15 protein-coding genes and 1 tRNA gene are annotated in these 16,228 nt (G+C 68.4%); 8 read left to right on the top strand and 8 right to left on the bottom strand.

The features are described from left to right. Positions 1 to 43 precede the first annotated feature (43 nt). On the bottom strand, positions 44 to 1,234 hold the full coding sequence (locus AB0I43_RS11140) for an MFS transporter (protein ID WP_356970745.1): 1,191 nt from the start codon (positions 1,232 to 1,234) through the stop codon (positions 44 to 46). Between the two features lie 111 nt (positions 1,235 to 1,345). Here AB0I43_RS11140 and AB0I43_RS11145 point away from each other — a divergent pair, with 111 nt between their 5' ends. After that, positions 1,346 to 1,822 carry a MarR family transcriptional regulator gene (locus tag AB0I43_RS11145; RefSeq protein WP_356970743.1) on the top strand — a complete coding sequence of 159 codons (477 nt, stop codon included), beginning with the start codon at positions 1,346 to 1,348 and terminating at the stop codon, positions 1,820 to 1,822. A gap of 84 nt (positions 1,823 to 1,906) precedes the next feature. Here the strand turns inward: AB0I43_RS11145 and AB0I43_RS11150 are convergent, their stop codons facing one another. From AB0I43_RS11150 to AB0I43_RS11175, 6 genes are all read right to left on the bottom strand, one after another. Beyond that, positions 1,907 to 3,082, bottom strand: coding sequence for a cation:proton antiporter (locus tag AB0I43_RS11150; protein ID WP_356970741.1), 1,176 nt, complete (start codon positions 3,080 to 3,082; stop codon positions 1,907 to 1,909). Positions 3,083 to 3,195: 113 nt separating this feature from the next. Beyond that, complete coding sequence (locus tag AB0I43_RS11155; RefSeq protein WP_356970740.1) at positions 3,196 to 4,119, bottom strand: nitronate monooxygenase; 924 nt, start codon at positions 4,117 to 4,119, stop codon at positions 3,196 to 3,198. A gap of 89 nt (positions 4,120 to 4,208) precedes the next feature. Continuing rightward, positions 4,209 to 4,280 (bottom strand) — tRNA-Val (locus AB0I43_RS11160). A 30-nt stretch (positions 4,281 to 4,310) separates the two neighbouring features. Further along, positions 4,311 to 4,787, bottom strand: a complete 477-nt coding sequence (locus tag AB0I43_RS11165; protein ID WP_356970738.1) for a peroxiredoxin — start codon at positions 4,785 to 4,787, stop codon at positions 4,311 to 4,313. Between the two features lie 88 nt (positions 4,788 to 4,875). Then, positions 4,876 to 5,298, bottom strand: coding sequence for a DUF3052 domain-containing protein (locus tag AB0I43_RS11170; RefSeq protein WP_356970736.1), 423 nt, complete (start codon positions 5,296 to 5,298; stop codon positions 4,876 to 4,878). Between the two features lie 129 nt (positions 5,299 to 5,427). Further along, positions 5,428 to 5,988: a hypothetical protein gene (locus AB0I43_RS11175; protein ID WP_356970734.1), complete on the bottom strand. Its 561-nt coding sequence runs from the start codon at positions 5,986 to 5,988 to the stop codon at positions 5,428 to 5,430. A gap of 295 nt (positions 5,989 to 6,283) precedes the next feature. Between AB0I43_RS11175 and aceE the strand changes: the two genes are divergently transcribed. The 7 genes from aceE to AB0I43_RS11210 all read left to right on the top strand — a co-directional run bounded on the left by aceE (position 6,284) and on the right by AB0I43_RS11210 (position 15,301). Then, entirely contained in the window at positions 6,284 to 9,145 is a 2,862-nt protein-coding gene (gene aceE / locus AB0I43_RS11180) for a pyruvate dehydrogenase (acetyl-transferring), homodimeric type (protein ID WP_356971416.1), read from the top strand. A gap of 71 nt (positions 9,146 to 9,216) precedes the next feature. Further along, a complete protein-coding gene (locus AB0I43_RS11185) occupies positions 9,217 to 10,491 on the top strand; it encodes a helix-turn-helix domain-containing protein (RefSeq protein ID WP_356971414.1) in 1,275 nt (424 codons plus the stop codon). A gap of 128 nt (positions 10,492 to 10,619) precedes the next feature. After that, entirely contained in the window at positions 10,620 to 11,534 is a 915-nt protein-coding gene (locus tag AB0I43_RS11190; protein WP_356970732.1) for an ACP S-malonyltransferase, read from the top strand. Between the two features lie 120 nt (positions 11,535 to 11,654). Next, positions 11,655 to 11,954, top strand: coding sequence for a meromycolate extension acyl carrier protein AcpM (acpM, locus tag AB0I43_RS11195; RefSeq protein WP_040705694.1), 300 nt, complete (start codon positions 11,655 to 11,657; stop codon positions 11,952 to 11,954). 10 nt (positions 11,955 to 11,964) lie between these two features. Then, positions 11,965 to 13,215 carry a KasA/KasB family beta-ketoacyl-ACP synthase gene (locus tag AB0I43_RS11200; RefSeq protein ID WP_356970730.1) on the top strand — a complete coding sequence of 417 codons (1,251 nt, stop codon included), beginning with the start codon at positions 11,965 to 11,967 and terminating at the stop codon, positions 13,213 to 13,215. A 131-nt stretch (positions 13,216 to 13,346) separates the two neighbouring features. Continuing rightward, positions 13,347 to 14,780: a carboxyl transferase domain-containing protein gene (locus AB0I43_RS11205; RefSeq protein ID WP_356970728.1), complete on the top strand. Its 1,434-nt coding sequence runs from the start codon at positions 13,347 to 13,349 to the stop codon at positions 14,778 to 14,780. Between the two features lie 50 nt (positions 14,781 to 14,830). Continuing rightward, the gene (locus AB0I43_RS11210; RefSeq protein WP_356970726.1) at positions 14,831 to 15,301 is read left to right on the top strand and encodes a helix-turn-helix domain-containing protein; all 471 of its coding nucleotides are present in this window, start codon (positions 14,831 to 14,833) and stop codon (positions 15,299 to 15,301) included. Between the two features lie 7 nt (positions 15,302 to 15,308). On the opposite strand, the gene AB0I43_RS11215 is transcribed toward AB0I43_RS11210, so the two are convergent. Beyond that, on the bottom strand, positions 15,309 to 16,001 hold the full coding sequence (locus AB0I43_RS11215; RefSeq protein ID WP_356970724.1) for a nitroreductase: 693 nt from the start codon (positions 15,999 to 16,001) through the stop codon (positions 15,309 to 15,311). Positions 16,002 to 16,228 lie beyond the last annotated feature (227 nt).

The raw sequence follows: 16,228 nt of genomic DNA on the forward strand, positions 1-16,228 counted from the left end.
CGGAACCGGCCGTGCCGCCGACTTACGCGCCGCCGCGAGCGAATCAGGGCGTGGCGGAGACCAGTTCGGGTTCCGCCACGCCGGTCGCGGTAGTCCGGCGTTCGAGACGCCCGGACACGACCGCCAGCGCGAGCGCCACGACGACCAACCCGACGCCGACCCAGTTCGGCGCGGTGTACCCGAAACCCGCGGCGATCACCACGCCGCCGAGCCACGCGGACAGCGCGTTGCCGAGGTTGAACGCGCCGATATTGACGGCCGAGGCCAGCGTCGGCGCGCCCGCCGCGTGGTCGAGGACCCGCTTCTGCAGCGGCGGGACGGTGGCGAAGCCGAGCGCGCCGATCAGCACCACCGTGATCGCCGCGGCGACCTTGTTGTGCGCGGTCACCGTGAACAGCGCCAGGACGACGGCCAGGCCGCCGAGGGTGCTGTAGAGCATCGGCATCAGGTGGCGGTCGGCGAACTTGCCGCCGATCAGGTTGCCCAGGAAGAAGCCCAGCCCGAACAGCACCAGCAGCCAGGTCACCGAACTCTCGGCATAGCCGGTGACCTCGGTCATCATCGGCGCGAGGTAGGTGATCGCGGCGAAGACGCCGCCGAACCCGAGCACGGTCATCGCCATCGCCAGCAGCACCTGCGGATTGCGGAACACGGCGAGCTCGCCGGTGAGCCGGGCCTCGCGCGGCGCGGGCTGTGCGGGCACGAGCAGTGCGACGCCCACCAGGCCGAGCAGGCCGATCAGCGCCACGAACAGGAACGTCAGCCGCCAGCCGAAACTCTGCCCGAGCAGCGTGCCCAGCGGCACGCCGACCATCGTGGCGACGGTGAGGCCGGTGAACATGACGGCGATCGCGCTCGCGCGGCGGTCCGGGCGCACCAGCGTGCCCGCGACCACCGCGCCGATGCCGAAGAACGCGCCGTGCGCCAGCGAGGCGACGACGCGGCCGGTCAGCATCAGGCCGAAAGTCGGTGCGGCGGCGGAGATCACGTTGCCCGCGACGAGCAGCACCAGCATGCCCAGCAGCATGCGTTTGCGGGACACCCGGGTGCCCAGCCCGGTCATCAGCGGCGCGCCGGCGACCACGCCGAGCGCGTACCCCGTGACCAGCAGGCCCGCGGTGGGGATGGACACCGCGTAGGTGTCGGCGATGGCGGGCAGCAGCCCGACGACGACGAACTCCGTCGTCCCGATCCCGAAGGCCCCGAGCGTCAGGGCCAGTAGTGCGAGCGGCATGAGCAAGCCTCCACGAATTCATTGCGCAGGAACTTAACAAGCGTCGACAATAATTGCATACGCATTTAGTTGCAAGCACTGGCTATTGCTCTGGTCATCTATCCTGGGCATATGACCGCAGACGCCGCACTGACCGGCCTGGCCGACGGCTGGTACGCCCTCTCGCTGCTGCACGACCGGATCGAAGGGCAGATCGAGCGCGCGCTGCAAGCCGGGCACCAGCTGAGCGTGCGCGAGTACTCGCTGCTGGTCGTGCTGAGCCGCCAGCACGACGGTCCCGGCGGGCACCTGCGGATGAACCAGGTGGCCGAGGCCGTCGTGCTCAGTCAGAGCGCCACCACGCGGCTGGTCACCCGGCTCGAGGATCGCGGCCTGCTCCAGCGCTACCTGTGCCCGGACGACCGCCGCGGCATCTACACCGACGTCACGCCGGCCGGCCTGGAACTGCTCGACGGGGCCCGCCCCACCCATGACGCCGCCCTCGCCGCGGCACTCGGTCACGCGGCGGCCGACCCCGAACTCGCGCCACTGGTCGGTGCGGTCGAAGCGCTCAACACCCGGGCCGTCGGGGCACACCGGCCCGGCTGAGGGAATGTCGCTGAGCCGCGGCGACTTTCGTCCGCCGGGATGGTCGCGTGTGGCGTCCGGTTCCGGCGCAGCCGTTCTCGGGCTTCAGGCGTGCCGAGTCCCGTAGCGATCGGCAAGGAACGGCGCACCGAGACCGTGCAGGACGACGCTGCCGGTGACGACGACGACCGTGACGCCGACCGCCAACTCGATATCGCCCTCGCCGGTGAGCCCGTTGATCGCGAGCAACCCGAATACGATCGAGGCGACCCCGCGCGGTCCGAGCCAGCCGAGCAGCAGCCGCTCCCGCCAGGAGAAGCGCGACCCGAGCATCGAGATCGCGACCGGCACCGTGCGCACCACGGTCAGAGCGAGCAGGCCGTAGACCAGGACCCGCCAGTCCAGCCAGGGCACACCCACCGCGATGTTCCCGACGGCGAACCACAGCCCCAGACTGCAGAACTGGGCCAGATCCTCGGTCAACTCCAGGGGCTCGCCCTCGATCTCGCCGTGCGTCGCGCGATAGGCCAGCCCGGCCAGGAATGCCGCGACGAACCCGTTGCCGCCGATCGCCACGGTCGCGCTGTAGGCCAGCACCGGGATCGCCAGCGTGCCGATCCGCATGGCGCGCGGATCGGTCCAGCCGCGCCCGGCCGCGCGGGACATGCCGAGGCCGGCCACCGCGCCCACCGGCACGCCGAGCAGCACCGCGTACAGCATCGCGGGCAGCGCGTCGGCCAGCGCCGCCCCGGCGTGCGTGGACGCGGTGGCCGCCGCCAGCGCGAAGCCGAAAACCGGCGCCACCAGGCCGTCGTTGAAACCGCTCTCGACATTGATGGTGTGCCGGACCCGTTCGGACACGCGCGGATCACGCAGCACCGTCTGCGCGGGCACCAGATCGATCGGCACCACGATGCAGGCCAGCAGCAGCCACACCGCCCACGACATCCCCGGCCACAGCACCCCCGCCAATGCCGTCGCGGCGACCACGCTCAGCGGGAACGCCACCAGCAACAGCCGGGTGACCCCGGTGCCGCGCGCGATCCGGTCCCGGATCTCGGTGGCGTCGTTGAACAGGAACAGCGCCAGCAGGAACTCCACGACCCGTTGCGCGGCAGTGGTATTGATCGCGGTGGCCAGCCAGTCGTCACTGGCCCAGCCCACCAGCACGCCCACCACGACCATGGCCAGCGGCGCGGTCACGCTCCAGCGCCACAGGGTGCCCGACACGCAGGCCCAGCCCAAGATCACCAGCATCGTCGCCGTGATCGCTACGAACATCGGCACTCCCGGTTCCCGTGGGTCGCGATTCCAGCGCCTGACGCTAGGGGATCGCGAGCGGCGCGGGCCGGAACGCGGCAGCGGGTTACCGAAGCGCAATCAACGCGGCACGGTCAGCCCAGTCGTGTCCGGGCCCCGTCGAGCACCGATCCGATGCCGCACCAGGTGTCGCGCACGATGTCCGCGACGGACCGCAGTTCGGTGATGCGCGCCGACACCTGGCCGGTGTTGGCCACGCTGGCCTCCAGATCGCCCGCGAAGTACAGGTCTTCGATGCGCCCGAGCAGCTTTGCGCCGGAGCCGTTCTCGCCGGCCCGCGCCGCCAGCCCGACCCGCAGCACCCGCATCGTCGGATTGCCGGGGAGGTCGAGCAGCACCGTTCCGGCGTCGTCGGCGGCGACGATCGCGTCCTTGAAGTTCGCGTGCACCGCCGCCTCCGCGCTGGCCAGCATGCGGGTGCCCATCTGCACACCCTCGGCGCCCAGCGCCACCGCGGCCGCCGCCGAGCGCGCGTCGCAGATGCCGCCCGCGCAGATCAGCGGCAGGTCCACGTGCTGGGCGATCAGCGGCAGCAGCACCAGCGTCGAGGCGCCCAGCGCCGATTTGAACCCGCCGCCCTCCACCCCTTCGACCACCAGCGCGTCGACACCCGCGGCCTGCGCCTTGAGCGCCCCCTTCAACGACCCCACCACATGCACCACGGTCATTCCCGCGTCGTGCAGCCGCTCGGTGAACAGCCCCGGATCCCCCGCGGAGGTGAACACCTGCCGCACACCGGCATCCGCCAGCACCCCCACGATCGACGGATCCCCCTTCCACCCCTGAATCATCAAATTCGCCGCGACCGGCCGCCCCGTCAACTCCCGCACCCGCACCAGATCCGCCCGCCCCTCCGGCGTCAACGTCTCGATCATCCCGAGCCCACCCGCCTCGGACACCGCCGCCGCCAACTCCGCCCGCGCGATATACGTCATCGGCGCCTGCACCACCGGAAACTCGACCCCGAGCAACCCCTGAACACGATTAGTCACAGCCACATCCTGCAACGAAACCAGGCATACCGGGCGGTTCGTCTCGATAATCGGAGGCGATCGGCGGGAGAAAATCCGCCGCGAACGAGAAAGGGTGCGCGCAGAGGGGATCGAACCCCCGACCGCTGGTGTGTAAAACCAGTGCTCTACCGCTGAGCTATACGCGCGGGGCCGCCGATCGGAACCGGCGGCGCGGTTTATGAATCTAGCGCGGCGAGCGCTTTCTCCCAAGCCGCCTGGTCACGGGGCTCTCCGGGGCCGTTCATTTCGGAGAACCGGATGTGGCCGGTCTTGTCGACGACGAAGGTGCCGCGGTTGGGGTAGCCGGATTTCTCGTTGAAGACGCCGTAGGACTGGGCGACGGCGCCGTGCGGCCAGAAATCGGACAGCAGCGGGAAGACGTAGCCCTGTTCGGCGGCCCAGATCTTGTGGGTGGGGGGCGGGCCCACGGAGATGGCGAGGATTTCGGCGCTGTCGTTCTGGAACTTGGGCAGTTCGTCGCGTACCTTGCACAGCTCACCCTGGCAGATGCCGGTGAAGGCGAGCGGATAGAACACGATGAGCACGTTCTTCTCGCCCCGGAAAGACGACAGCGTGACGTCCTGGTTGTTCTGATCCTTCAACGTGAAATCGGGTGCGAGCGCACCGATTTCCAAGGGTCCGTCCAGGGCCATCCGCGAGTCCTCCATCGTGTCGGGTTTCGCCGGGCGACTGCACATCGCCCGGCGAAAACCATAGCGAATGGGTCAGCGCTGCCTGTACTCAGCGCTGCTTGGTAGGAGCCTTGGGCTGCACGAGGCGACTTCCGGTCCACGAACCCAGGCTGATCGCAGAAGTCTGCGTCAGGCCCGCCGTGGGCGCGGATTCGGCGATCTCGCTCGGATCGACATGGCCAGGTTTGCCGGTCTTGGGGGTGAGGACCCAGATGACGCCGTCGTCGGCGAGCGGACTGATGATCTCCATCAGCTCGTCGGCCAGATCGCCGTCCCCTTCGCGCCACCAGAGCAAAACGGTATCGACCACCTCGTCGGTGTCGTCGTCGACCATTTCACTGCCGATGGCTTCTTCGACATCGGCCCGCAGGTCGTCGTCGGTGTCCTCGTCCCATCCCAGTTCCTGGACAACCATGCCGTGAGTAATGCCAAGCTTCTGAGCGTAGTTCTGCGCGTCCGCCGCGGCGACCACGGTGGTGTCCTCCTCAACTCCCGAGACAATAGGTAGTTGCAAGCGAACATGGTTATCGGCCCGAGCGCAAGCCGATCGGCCGAATTACTGCCGAATGTCGCGGGTGCATCTCGGGTTTTCGGTCGGTTTTCAGCGTTTCGGGCACGCCTCGCGCACGGCGGTGCGGGCGTCGTTGACCTGCTTGCTTGCCTCGTTGAGGCCGCCTACCGGCGCGGTGTACGTCATTTTCCGCGTCTCCTCGGCCAGCAGCCGGGCGGCCGCGACGTATGCGGAAAATTTACCGGCAAGATCATCCGGCAGCGCGCCGCCGGCGATGCTGTTCACTCCGGCCTCGACCTTGTTCGCGGCATCGTCGAGGGTCTGCGCGGCGCCGTCGCGCTTGGCGGCGTAGTCGGGCGCGTTCGAATCGTGGGCGTCGACGAAATCGTTGTAGGCCTTGACGCCGACGCCGGTCGTCGTAGGGAACTGGGCGCAGTTCTCGCTGACCGCCTGGGCCTGCGCGGCGGCCTGGCGCGACGAGGTCGCCGCGGCGGAGGAGGCGGCCGCCTCGGTCTTGTACGCGGCCAGATCGGCGGTGTTCGGGTTGGCGACGCCTTCGACCCGATTCGCGCAGCCCGCGACGGTCAGACCCGCGGCGACGGCGGTCGCCGCGCATAGCAGTCCGAATCGGCGTGGATCCAGCAGCTTCATCACACTCCCGCTCTCGGTGTTTGTCAGGGGCGGCATCGATGGACGCGGGCGCGCGCCGGAAAACTACCGGGTAACCCGCTGCGGAGGAAACCGTACTGGATTTCCTGCTGACATGATGACCTGGGACGCGCCTTCGGCCAGGATGGAAGGTGCGCCCGGACCTTACGTAGACGGGTGGTTCGCACAACCTCAGCGACCCGCCCGGGGATACAGACGCCAACCAGCTTGTCCACCCCCTGTACGAGGAGCAGATTTGACCGACCTGATCCACTCTTCCGCTCCAGCGAAATCCGCTGTGCCGAACTCCGACCCCGCCGCCGGCGACGCGAAGCCCTCGCATCAGGCCGCCGCGCGGGTTCGGGTCATCCGCGAAGGAGTGGCGTCCTACCTACCGGACATCGATCCGGAGGAAACCAGCGAATGGCTCGAGTCGTTCGATGAAATGCTCGACCGGGAGGGTCCCGGCCGTGCGCGCTACCTGATGCTGCGGCTGTTGGAGCGCGCCGGGGAGCGCCGGGTCGCCATTCCGTCGTTGACGTCCACCGACTACGTCAACACCATCCCCACCGAGAACGAGCCGTGGTTCCCCGGCGACGAGGAGGTGGAGCGGCGCTTCCGCGCCTGGATCCGCTGGAACGCGGCGATCATGGTGCATCGCGCGCAGCGGCCGGGTATCGGTGTGGGCGGCCATATCTCCACCTACGCGTCCTCGGCGGCGCTCTACGAGGTGGGCTTCAACCACTTCTTCCGCGGCAAGGATCATTCCGGCGGCGGCGATTCCATCTTCATCCAGGGCCACGCCTCGCCGGGCGTCTACGCGCGCGCCTTCCTGGAGGGCCGCCTGTCCACCGAGCAGATGGACGGCTTCCGGCAGGAGTACAGCCACGGCGGCCTGGGCCACGGCCTGCCGTCGTATCCGCATCCGCGGCTGCTGAACAATTTCTGGGAGTTCCCGACGGTGTCCATGGGCCTGGGCCCGATGAACGCCATCTATCAGGCGCGGTTCAACCACTACCTGAACGACCGCGGTATCAAGGACACCACCGATCAGCACGTCTGGGCGTTCCTCGGCGACGGCGAGATGGACGAGCCGGAGTCGCGCGGCCTGATCCAGGTCGCCGCGAACGAGGGCCTGGACAACCTGACCTTCGTGATCAACTGCAACCTGCAGCGGCTCGACGGCCCGGTGCGCGGCAACGGCAAGATCATTCAGGAGCTGGAGTCGTTCTTCCGCGGCGCCGGCTGGAATGTCATCAAGGTGATCTGGGGCCGGGAGTGGGACGCGCTGCTCGGCGCGGACCGCGACGGCGCGCTGGTGAACCTGATGAACACCACCCCCGACGGCGACTTCCAGACCTACAAGGCCAATGACGGCGCCTACGTGCGCGATCACTTCTTCGGCCGGGATCCGCGCACCAAGGCGCTGGTCCAGGATCTCAGCGACGAGAACATCTGGAATCTCAAGCGCGGCGGCCACGACTACCGCAAGGTGTACGCGGCCTACGCGGCGGCGATGGCGCACAAGGGCCAGCCGACGGTGATCCTGGCCAAGACCATCAAGGGCTACACCCTCGGCAAGCACTTCGAGGGCCGCAACGCCACGCACCAGATGAAGAAGCTGACCCTGCAGGACCTCAAGGATTTCCGCGATCTGCAGCGCATCCCGATCTCGGATGCCGAGCTGGAGAAGGATCCGTACCTGCCGCCGTACTACCATCCCGGCAAGGACGCCCGCGAGATCCAGTACATGCTGGACCGCCGCAAGACCCTCGGCGGTTTCCTGCCCGAACGGCGCAGTGCGGCAAAGCCTCTGCAACTGCCCGGCGACGAGGCCTACAAGTCGGTGCGCAAGGGCTCGGGCAAGCAGCAGGTGGCCACCACCATGGCGCTGGTGCGCCTGATGAAGGAACTGCTGCGGGACAAGGAGATCGGCAAGCGGATCGTGCCGATCATCCCGGACGAGGCCCGGACCTTCGGCATGGACTCGTGGTTCCCTTCGTTGAAGATCTACAACCGCAACGGGCAGTTGTACACCTCCGTGGACGCGGAATTGATGCTTGCCTACAAAGAGAGCACCGTCGGGCAGATCCTGCACGAGGGCATCAACGAGGCCGGTTCCACCGCGTCGTTCACCGCGGCGGGCACCTCCTACGCCACCCACGGCGAGCCGATGATCCCGCTCTACATCTTCTATTCGATGTTCGGGTTCCAGCGCACCGGCGACGGCCTGTGGGCCGCCACCGATCAGCTGGCGCGCGGTTTCGTGCTCGGAGCTACCGCCGGGCGAACCACGCTCACCGGTGAGGGCCTGCAGCACAACGACGGTCATTCGCTGCTGCTGGCGTCCACCAATCCGGCGGTCGTCACCTACGATCCGGCCTTCTCCTTCGAGCTGGCCCACATCGTGCGCGACGGTCTGCGCCGGATGTACGGCGGCGGCAAGCCGCCGGCGCTGCCCTACGCGGTGCCGGGCACCGAGACGCGCGAGCGCACCGCCGACGCCTTCGGCGGCGAGGACATCTTCTACTACATCACCCTCTACAACGAGCCGTACCAGCAGCCGGCCGAGCCGGAGAACCTCGATATCGAGGGTCTGCTCAAGGGCCTCTATCTCTACAAGCGCGGTGGCGAGGGCGAGGTGCGCGCCCAGATCCTGGTCTCGGGCGTCACGGTGCCCGACGGTCTGCGCGCGCAGGAGATCCTGGCCCGGGACTGGGGTGTGCAGGCCGATGTCTGGTCGGTGACCTCGTGGGGTGAGCTGCGCAAGGAGGCGCTGGCCAAGGAGATCGCCCAGTTGCGTGATCCCGCCGGCGACATCGCCCAGCCGTATGTGACCGAGGCGCTCGCGCGGGTGCAGGGCCCCTACATCGCCGCGACCGACTGGATGCGTGCGGTGCCGGATCAGGTCCGCAAGTGGGTGCCGGGCGATTTCACCACGCTGGGCACCGACGGCTTCGGTTTCTCCGATACCCGCCCGGCCGCTCGCCGTGTCTTCAACGTCGACGCCCAGTCGATCGTGGTCGCCGCGCTGGACGGCTTGGCGCGTACCGGCGGAATCGACCCGGCCAAGGTGGTCGAGGCCGCTGCGAAGTACCGCATCGCCGACGTCGACGCCGCGCCGAAATCGGCCGTGGATTCAGCGGACGATCTGGCATAGCGGACTATTGGAACGTGGACCGTAAACCGCCGCGGCCGAGGAGGATCTCCGAGGGCTCATCCGAGCACGAGGTGTATCTGCCGACGGGCGCGCTCTCCCCGAACCGGCAAACCCGCGACCCGCTCCCGGACACGCTGCTCAAAAGAGTGAAGCAGTTCTCGGGACGCCTCTCCACCGAGGCGGTCGGGTCGATGCAGGATCGGTTGCCGTTCTTCGCCGATCTGGACGCCGCCCAGCGGGCCGGCGTCCAGATGCTGGTGCAGACCGCGGTGGTGAACTTCCTGGAGTGGCTACAGGATCCGGACAGCGATATCCGGTTCTCGCTGGACGCCTTCCAGGTGATTCCGCAGGATCTGGCGCGCCGGTTGACGCTGCGCCAGACCGTCGACATGGTCCGGGTGGCCATGGAGTTCTTCGAGCAGTGGCTGCCCGCGCTGGCGCGCAACGACCGGCAGCTGGTGGCGTTGACCGAGGCGGTGCTGCGATACGGGCGTGAGCTCGGTTTCGCGGCCGCTTCGGTGTACGCCAGCGCCGCGGAGTCGCGCGGCGCGTGGGACACCCGGCTGGAGGCGCTGGTCGTCGACGCGGTGGTGCGCGGCGACACCGGCCCGGACATGCTGTCCCGGGCCGCGACGCTGAACTGGGACGCGACCGCCGCGGCGACGGTGCTCGTGGGCACGCCGCCGGGGGATCAGGGCGTCGGCATGGTGGGCTCGGTGCACACCATCGCCGCCCGGCACAGTCGTTCGGCGCTGGCCGTGGTGCAGGGTGCGCGGCTGGTGATGGTGGTCAGCGGGCATTTGGGCGAGAACGGTTACGCCTCACCCTTTCTGGCCGATCTCCTGGGTGAGGTCTTTTCGGACGGCCCGGTGGTGATCGGCCCGACCATGCGCACGCTGGGCGCCGCGCACGCGTCGGCCGTGGAGGCGCTGGCGGGAATGGAGGCGGTGGTCGGCTGGCGTGGCGCGCCGCGGCCGGTGCACGCGGCGGAGTTGTTGCCCGAACGCGCCTTGTTGGGCGATCGTGCTGCGGTCGAGGCGCTGAACGAGTATCTTGTGCTCCCGTTGGCTGCGGCAGGATCGTCGCTCGCGGACACGCTCGATGCCTATCTGGATTGTGGTGGCGCGGTCGAGACGTGTGCCCGTCAGCTGTACGTCCATCCAAATACGGTTCGCTACCGACTCAAACGAATCGGTGAGGTCACGGGCCGGGATCCGATGAATCCCCGGGATGCCTATGTGCTCCGGATCGCGGCAACAGTGGGTCGTTTGACACGAACTCGTAACGAACCGTCGACTTCCGCCCCGGATGCCTCACAGCTCTCAGCCGGTCACGAGGGCCTGTAACAGAATCGGCAAATGGCTCGATCCGGACAACCCACTAGGGCTTTTGTGGGACCCCTACAAAAGCCCTTCCAAACCTTCATTCGCGTCGACATCTCTTGCGACCCACAACACAGTGTTTTCTTAGAGACGTGATCGCGATGTTCGCCCCTGGACAGGGGTCCCAGACACCCGGCATGCTCGCGCCTTGGCTCGACCTCCCTGGCGCGAATGATCGCCTCGCCCTCTGGTCCATGGCCTCCGGCCTGGATCTGGTCCGTCTCGGCACCACCGCGACGGCCGAGGAGATCACCGACACTGCCGTCACCCAGCCGCTGGTGGTCGCCGCCGCGCTGCTGGCGTTCTCCCGCATCGACCGCGAAGTGATTCCGGCCGATACCATCGTCGCCGGACATTCCGTCGGCGAGCTCGCCGCCGCCGCGGTCGCCGGAGTCATCTCCTCCGACGAGGCGGTGGCCCTGGCCGCCCTCCGTGGTGCGGAGATGGCCAAGGCGTGCGCGCTCGAGCCGACCGGCATGTCCGCGGTGCTCGGTGGCGACGAAGCCGCCGTGCTCCAGCGTCTCGCCGAACTCGACCTGATCCCGGCCAACCGCAACGCGGCCGGCCAGATCGTGGCCGCCGGCAAGCTCGAGGCGCTGGCCGAACTGGCCGCCAACCCGCCGGAGAAGGCGCGCGTGCGCGCCCTGCCCGTCGCGGGTGCCTTCCACACCGAGTTCATGGCTCCGGCCCAGGACGCGGTGGCCGCGGCGATCGCCCGGATCGTGCCCGGCGAGCCGACCCGTACGCTGCTGTCGAACTTCGACGGCAAGCCGGTGGCCTCCGGCCAGGACGCGGTCGACAAGCTCGCCGCCCAGGTCACCCGGCCCGTCCGGTGGGACCTGTGCACCGCTACCGTCCGCGCCGCCGGTGTGTCCGCGGTGTGGGAGTTGCCGCCGGCGGGCACGCTGGTCGGCATCGCCAAGCGGGAACTCAAGGGCACGCCCACGCTGGCCCTGAAGACTCCGGAAGACCTCCCCGCATTGGCGGGATTCACGACTTCCGGCTAGCTTTCCTCCCGCACCCGCGTGTCCGCACGCGGTTGTGACCGAGTCGGTGATAACCATCGCCGCACTCGAAACGAAACACTCCAAGAGCCCTACACAAGGAAACAAGAAGGGAGCCACCAAGTGGCCGCTCTGACCCAGGAACAAATCGTCGAGGAACTCGGCAAGATCATCGAAGAGGTTACGGGTATCGAACCCTCCGAGGTGACCATCGAGAAGTCCTTCGTCGATGACCTGGACATCGACTCGCTGTCCATGGTCGAGATCGCCGTTCAGACCGAGGACAAGTACGGCGTCAAGATCCCGGACGAGGATCTGGCGAGCCTGAAGACCGTGGGCGACGCTGTTTCCTACATCCAGAAGCTCGAGGCGGAGAACAGCGAAGCCGCCGCGGAGCTCAAGGCCAAGTTCGACGCCGAGTAGGGCCGAAACAGTGACCACTCCTTCCACCTTGAACGGGAATTTCCCCAACGTCGTCGTCACCAGCATGGCGGCGACCACGTCGATCGCGGGCGACGTCGATGCGACGTGGAAGGGACTCCTCAACGGCGAGAGCGGTATCGACGTTCTCGAGGATTCCTTCGTCGAGGAATACGGCCTTCCGGTCCGCATCGGCGGCCACCTGAAGGTCAACCCGGATACCCTGCTGGACCGGGTCGAGATTCGTCGCATGGCGTATGTCGAGCGTCTCGCGATGGTGCTGGGCCGTGAGGTCTGGCGCAACGCGGGCTCGCCGGAGGTCGATCCGGAGCGGCTGGGTGTGGCTATCGGTACCGGACTCGGTGGCGGCGACGCCCTCATCGATTCGGTCGACAAGCTGAAGACCGGTGGCTACCGCAAGATTTCGCCGCTGGCTGTTCAGATGGTGATGCCGAACGGCCCCTCGGCCGTGGTCGGTCTCGAACTGAAGGCCCGGGCAGGAGTGGTCACTCCGGTCTCGGCATGCTCGTCCGGCTCCGAGGCCATCGCCAACGCGTGGCGGATGATCGCCATGGGCGACGCGGACATGGTCGTCACGGGCGGCGTCGAGGGTTACATCGACTCGATTCCGATCGCGGCATTCTCCATGATGCGCGCGATGAGCACCAACAATGCCGACCCGAAGGGCGCCTCGCGCCCCTTCGACCGGGACCGCGACGGATTCGTCTTCGGTGAGGCCGGCGCGCTCATGGTCATCGAGACCGAGGAGCACGCCAAGGCTCGTGGCGCCACCATCCACGCGCGCCTGATGGGCGCGGGCATCACCTCCGACGGCTACCACCTGGTCGCTCCGGATCCCTCGGGTGACGGCGCGGCTCGCGCGATGACCCGGGCGATGCAGACCGCTGGTCTGACCAAAAAGGACATCACCCACGTCAACGCGCACGCCACCGCGACGCCGATCGGCGACACCGCGGAAGCGAACGCGATCAACAAGGCCGTGGGCAACCACGCGTCGGTCTACGCGCCGAAGTCCGCGCTGGGCCACTCGATCGGCGCTGTCGGCGCCCTCGAGTCCGTGCTCACCGTGCTGGCGATCCGCGACGGCATCGTGCCGCCGACGCTGAACCTGGAGAACCAGGATCCGGAGATCGATCTCGATGTGGTGCACGGCGAAGCCCGTCGCCAGGAGATCGAGTACGCGATCAACAACTCCTTCGGTTTCGGTGGGCACAACGTCGCGCTCGCCTTCGGTCGCGCGTAGCCGCAACCGATTCGGACTGCATATCAACGATCCCCGGTCGGGGGCGGGCAGCCACATTGCCCGTCACCGGCCGGGGATCGGCCGTAAGCAGCCGCGGTAGCGGCGCATTCAGACTTCGAGGAGAAAACGCGATGACAACCATGGCGCCCGCGTTTCAACCGGACACCGCGACCGACCCGCGCGATCCGATGGGCCGGCTGCAGCGGTTCTTCGATCCCGGCACCGTGCTGCCGCTGCATCCGCGCGACAAGTCCGGCGTGCTCGCCGCGATCGGCGAGGTCGACGGTGTCCGCACCGTGGCCTACTGCTCGGACGCGACCGTCATGGGTGGCGCGATGGGTGTGGCGGGCTGCAAGCACATCGTCGACGCGATCGACACCGCCATCGATTCCGGTGTGCCCGTGGTCGGCATCTGGCACTCCGGCGGCGCACGCCTGGCCGAGGGTGTCGAGGCGCTGCACGCGGTCGGCCTGGTCTTCGAGGCGATGGTGCGCGCGTCCGGGCGGGTGCCGCAGTTGTCGGTGGTGCTCGGCTTCGCCGCCGGCGGCGCCGCCTACGGCCCGGCGCTGACCGATCTGGTGATCATGGCGCCCGAGGGCCGGGTCTTCGTGACCGGCCCCGACGTGGTCCGCTCGGTGACCGGTGAGAACGTGGACATGGAGACCCTCGGCGGTCCGGTGACCCACGGCAAGAAGTCCGGCGTGTGCCACATCGTCGCCGAGAGCGAGTCCGACGCGCTGCACCGTGCGCGCCGCCTGGTGTCGATGTTCGCCGAACAGGGCGAGTTCGATCTGACCGCGGCCGCGCACGGCGACATCGATCTCAAGGCGATGCTGCCGGAATCGGCCAAGCGCGCCTACGACGTGAAGCCGATCATCCACGAGCTGCTCGACAACGTCGACGGGGAAAGCTCTTTCGAGGAGATCCAGGCCGGCTACGCCCGCTCCATGGTGGTGGGTCTGGGCCGGCTGGGCGGCCGCACGGTCGGTGTGCTGGCCAACAACCCACTGCGCCTGGGCGGCTGCCTGAACTCCGAAAGCGCCGAGAAGGCAGCGCGTTTCGTGCGCCTGTGCGACGCGTTCGGCATCCCGCTGATCGTGGTCACCGACGTTCCCGGTTACCTGCCCGGCCTCGGCCAGGAGTGGGAGGGCGTGGTGCGCCGCGGCGCGAAGCTGCTGCACGCCTTCGCCGAGGCCCGGGTCCCGCGCGTCACCCTGGTGACCCGCAAGATCTACGGCGGCGCCTACATCGCGATGAACGCGCGGGCGCTGGGCGCGACCGCGGTCTACGCGTGGCCGGGCTCCGAGGTCGCGGTCATGGGCGCCAAGGCCGCGGTCGGCATCCTGCACAAGAAGGCGCTGGCCGCCGCGCCCGAGGACGAGCGCGAAGCGCTGCACGAGCGGCTGACCGCCGAGCACGAGCAGATCGCCGGCGGCGTCGAGCGCGCGGTCGCGATCGGCGTGGTGGACGAGGTCATCGATCCGGCCAAGACGCGCAGCACGATCGCCGCGGCGCTGGCCGCCGCGCCCGCGCGGGCGAGTCACCACAAGAACATCCCGCTGTAACGTGACGAAAGGGGCCCGCCGCGCTCCGGCGGGCTGGGTAGCATCGACTCGTGCGCTACGAAGAACTTGCCGAGGAGCCGTGCTCGATCACGCGGCCGCTGGTGATCTTCGGTGACCGCTGGACACTGCTGATCCTGAAGTATTCGTTCTCCGGCATCCGGCGTTTCAACGCGTTCCAGAGCGCGCTCGGCATCTCCCGCGGGCGATTGCAGGACCGCCTGGACCGGCTGCTCGAGCACGGCATCCTGGTGAAGCAGAAGGCCGCGGTCGGCGCGTACGAGGAGTACCGGCTCACTCCCAAGGGCCACGACATCTATCCGATCCTGATGGCGATCCGGGATTGGGGCGATACCCACATGGCCACCGACGGCCCGCCGGTGCGCTACGGGCACCGGGGTTGCCCGGGCGAGGCGCACATCCGGCTCGAATGTGATTGCTGCGCGAGCGAACTCACCGCCCGCGAGGTCGCGCCCGAGCCCGGCCCCGGTCTCGGCGCGCGCGACCTGCCGCTGTCGTCCTGAGCCGGGTTCAGTCGTGGTGCCAGGTGAGCACCTCGTCGAGCCCGGCCCGGGCGGTGCGGAAACCGTTCACCGGGTGCGCGCGATCGGGATAGCCGAAGGAGATGCCCGCGACGATCTTGCGGTGCTCCGGAATCGCGAAGTGCGCGCGCAGGAACGGCGCGTAGGTGGCCAGGGCCGCCTGCGGCGCGGCGCCCAGCCCCAGCGCCTGCGCGCCGAGTAGGAAGTTGCCGATGTAGAGGCCGCAGTCGATCGCGCCGTAGACCCCGAGATCGGCCTCGGTGCTGATGATCGCGACGTGCGGCGCGTCGAACAGCTCGAAGTTGCGCACCATCTGCCGCATGGTCCCGGCCTGGTCGCCCTTGGCGACGCCCACGCTCTCGTAGAGCTGTAATCCGCAGGCCTTGCGGCGATCCCGGTACGCGCCGGTGTACTGCGCCGGGAACGGGAAGTCGGGTTCGGCGCCGGCGCCGCGGACGTGCTCGAGCAGTTCTTTGCGGAACCGGTCGGTGCCCGCGCCTGCGGTGACCACGACCTGCCAGGGCTGGGTGTTGCACCAGGACGGGGTGCGCTGCGCCAGCAGCAGCAGTTGCTCGACGGTCTCGCGCGCTACCGGCTCGGGCCGGAACTGGCGGCAGGTCCAGCGGTCGTCGAGCAGCCGGGCCAGGGTGGCGGCGTCGGCGGTGTGGTCGTGGCCGGGCATGGGCCCACCCCTCTGTGTCGCCCCGGCACGGCCGGGATCTGGTTCCATTTCGAGACTGACCGTAGCAGCCGCGATCTCGATCCGGAACCCTCGATTCGCTTGCCCGGCCGCCGCTTTCGCCGTCGTTGCCATTTCGCGATAAATGGCCGGGTTATTCGGTTGCGGGAATCCGTCGAATTCCCGGCCGTCGAGAATTGCATTATTGTAATTCCATGGACGATTCGGAG

This window comes from Nocardia sp. NPDC050435, assembly GCF_040655395.1.
Taxonomy (GTDB): Bacteria; Actinomycetota; Actinomycetes; order Mycobacteriales; family Mycobacteriaceae; genus Nocardia.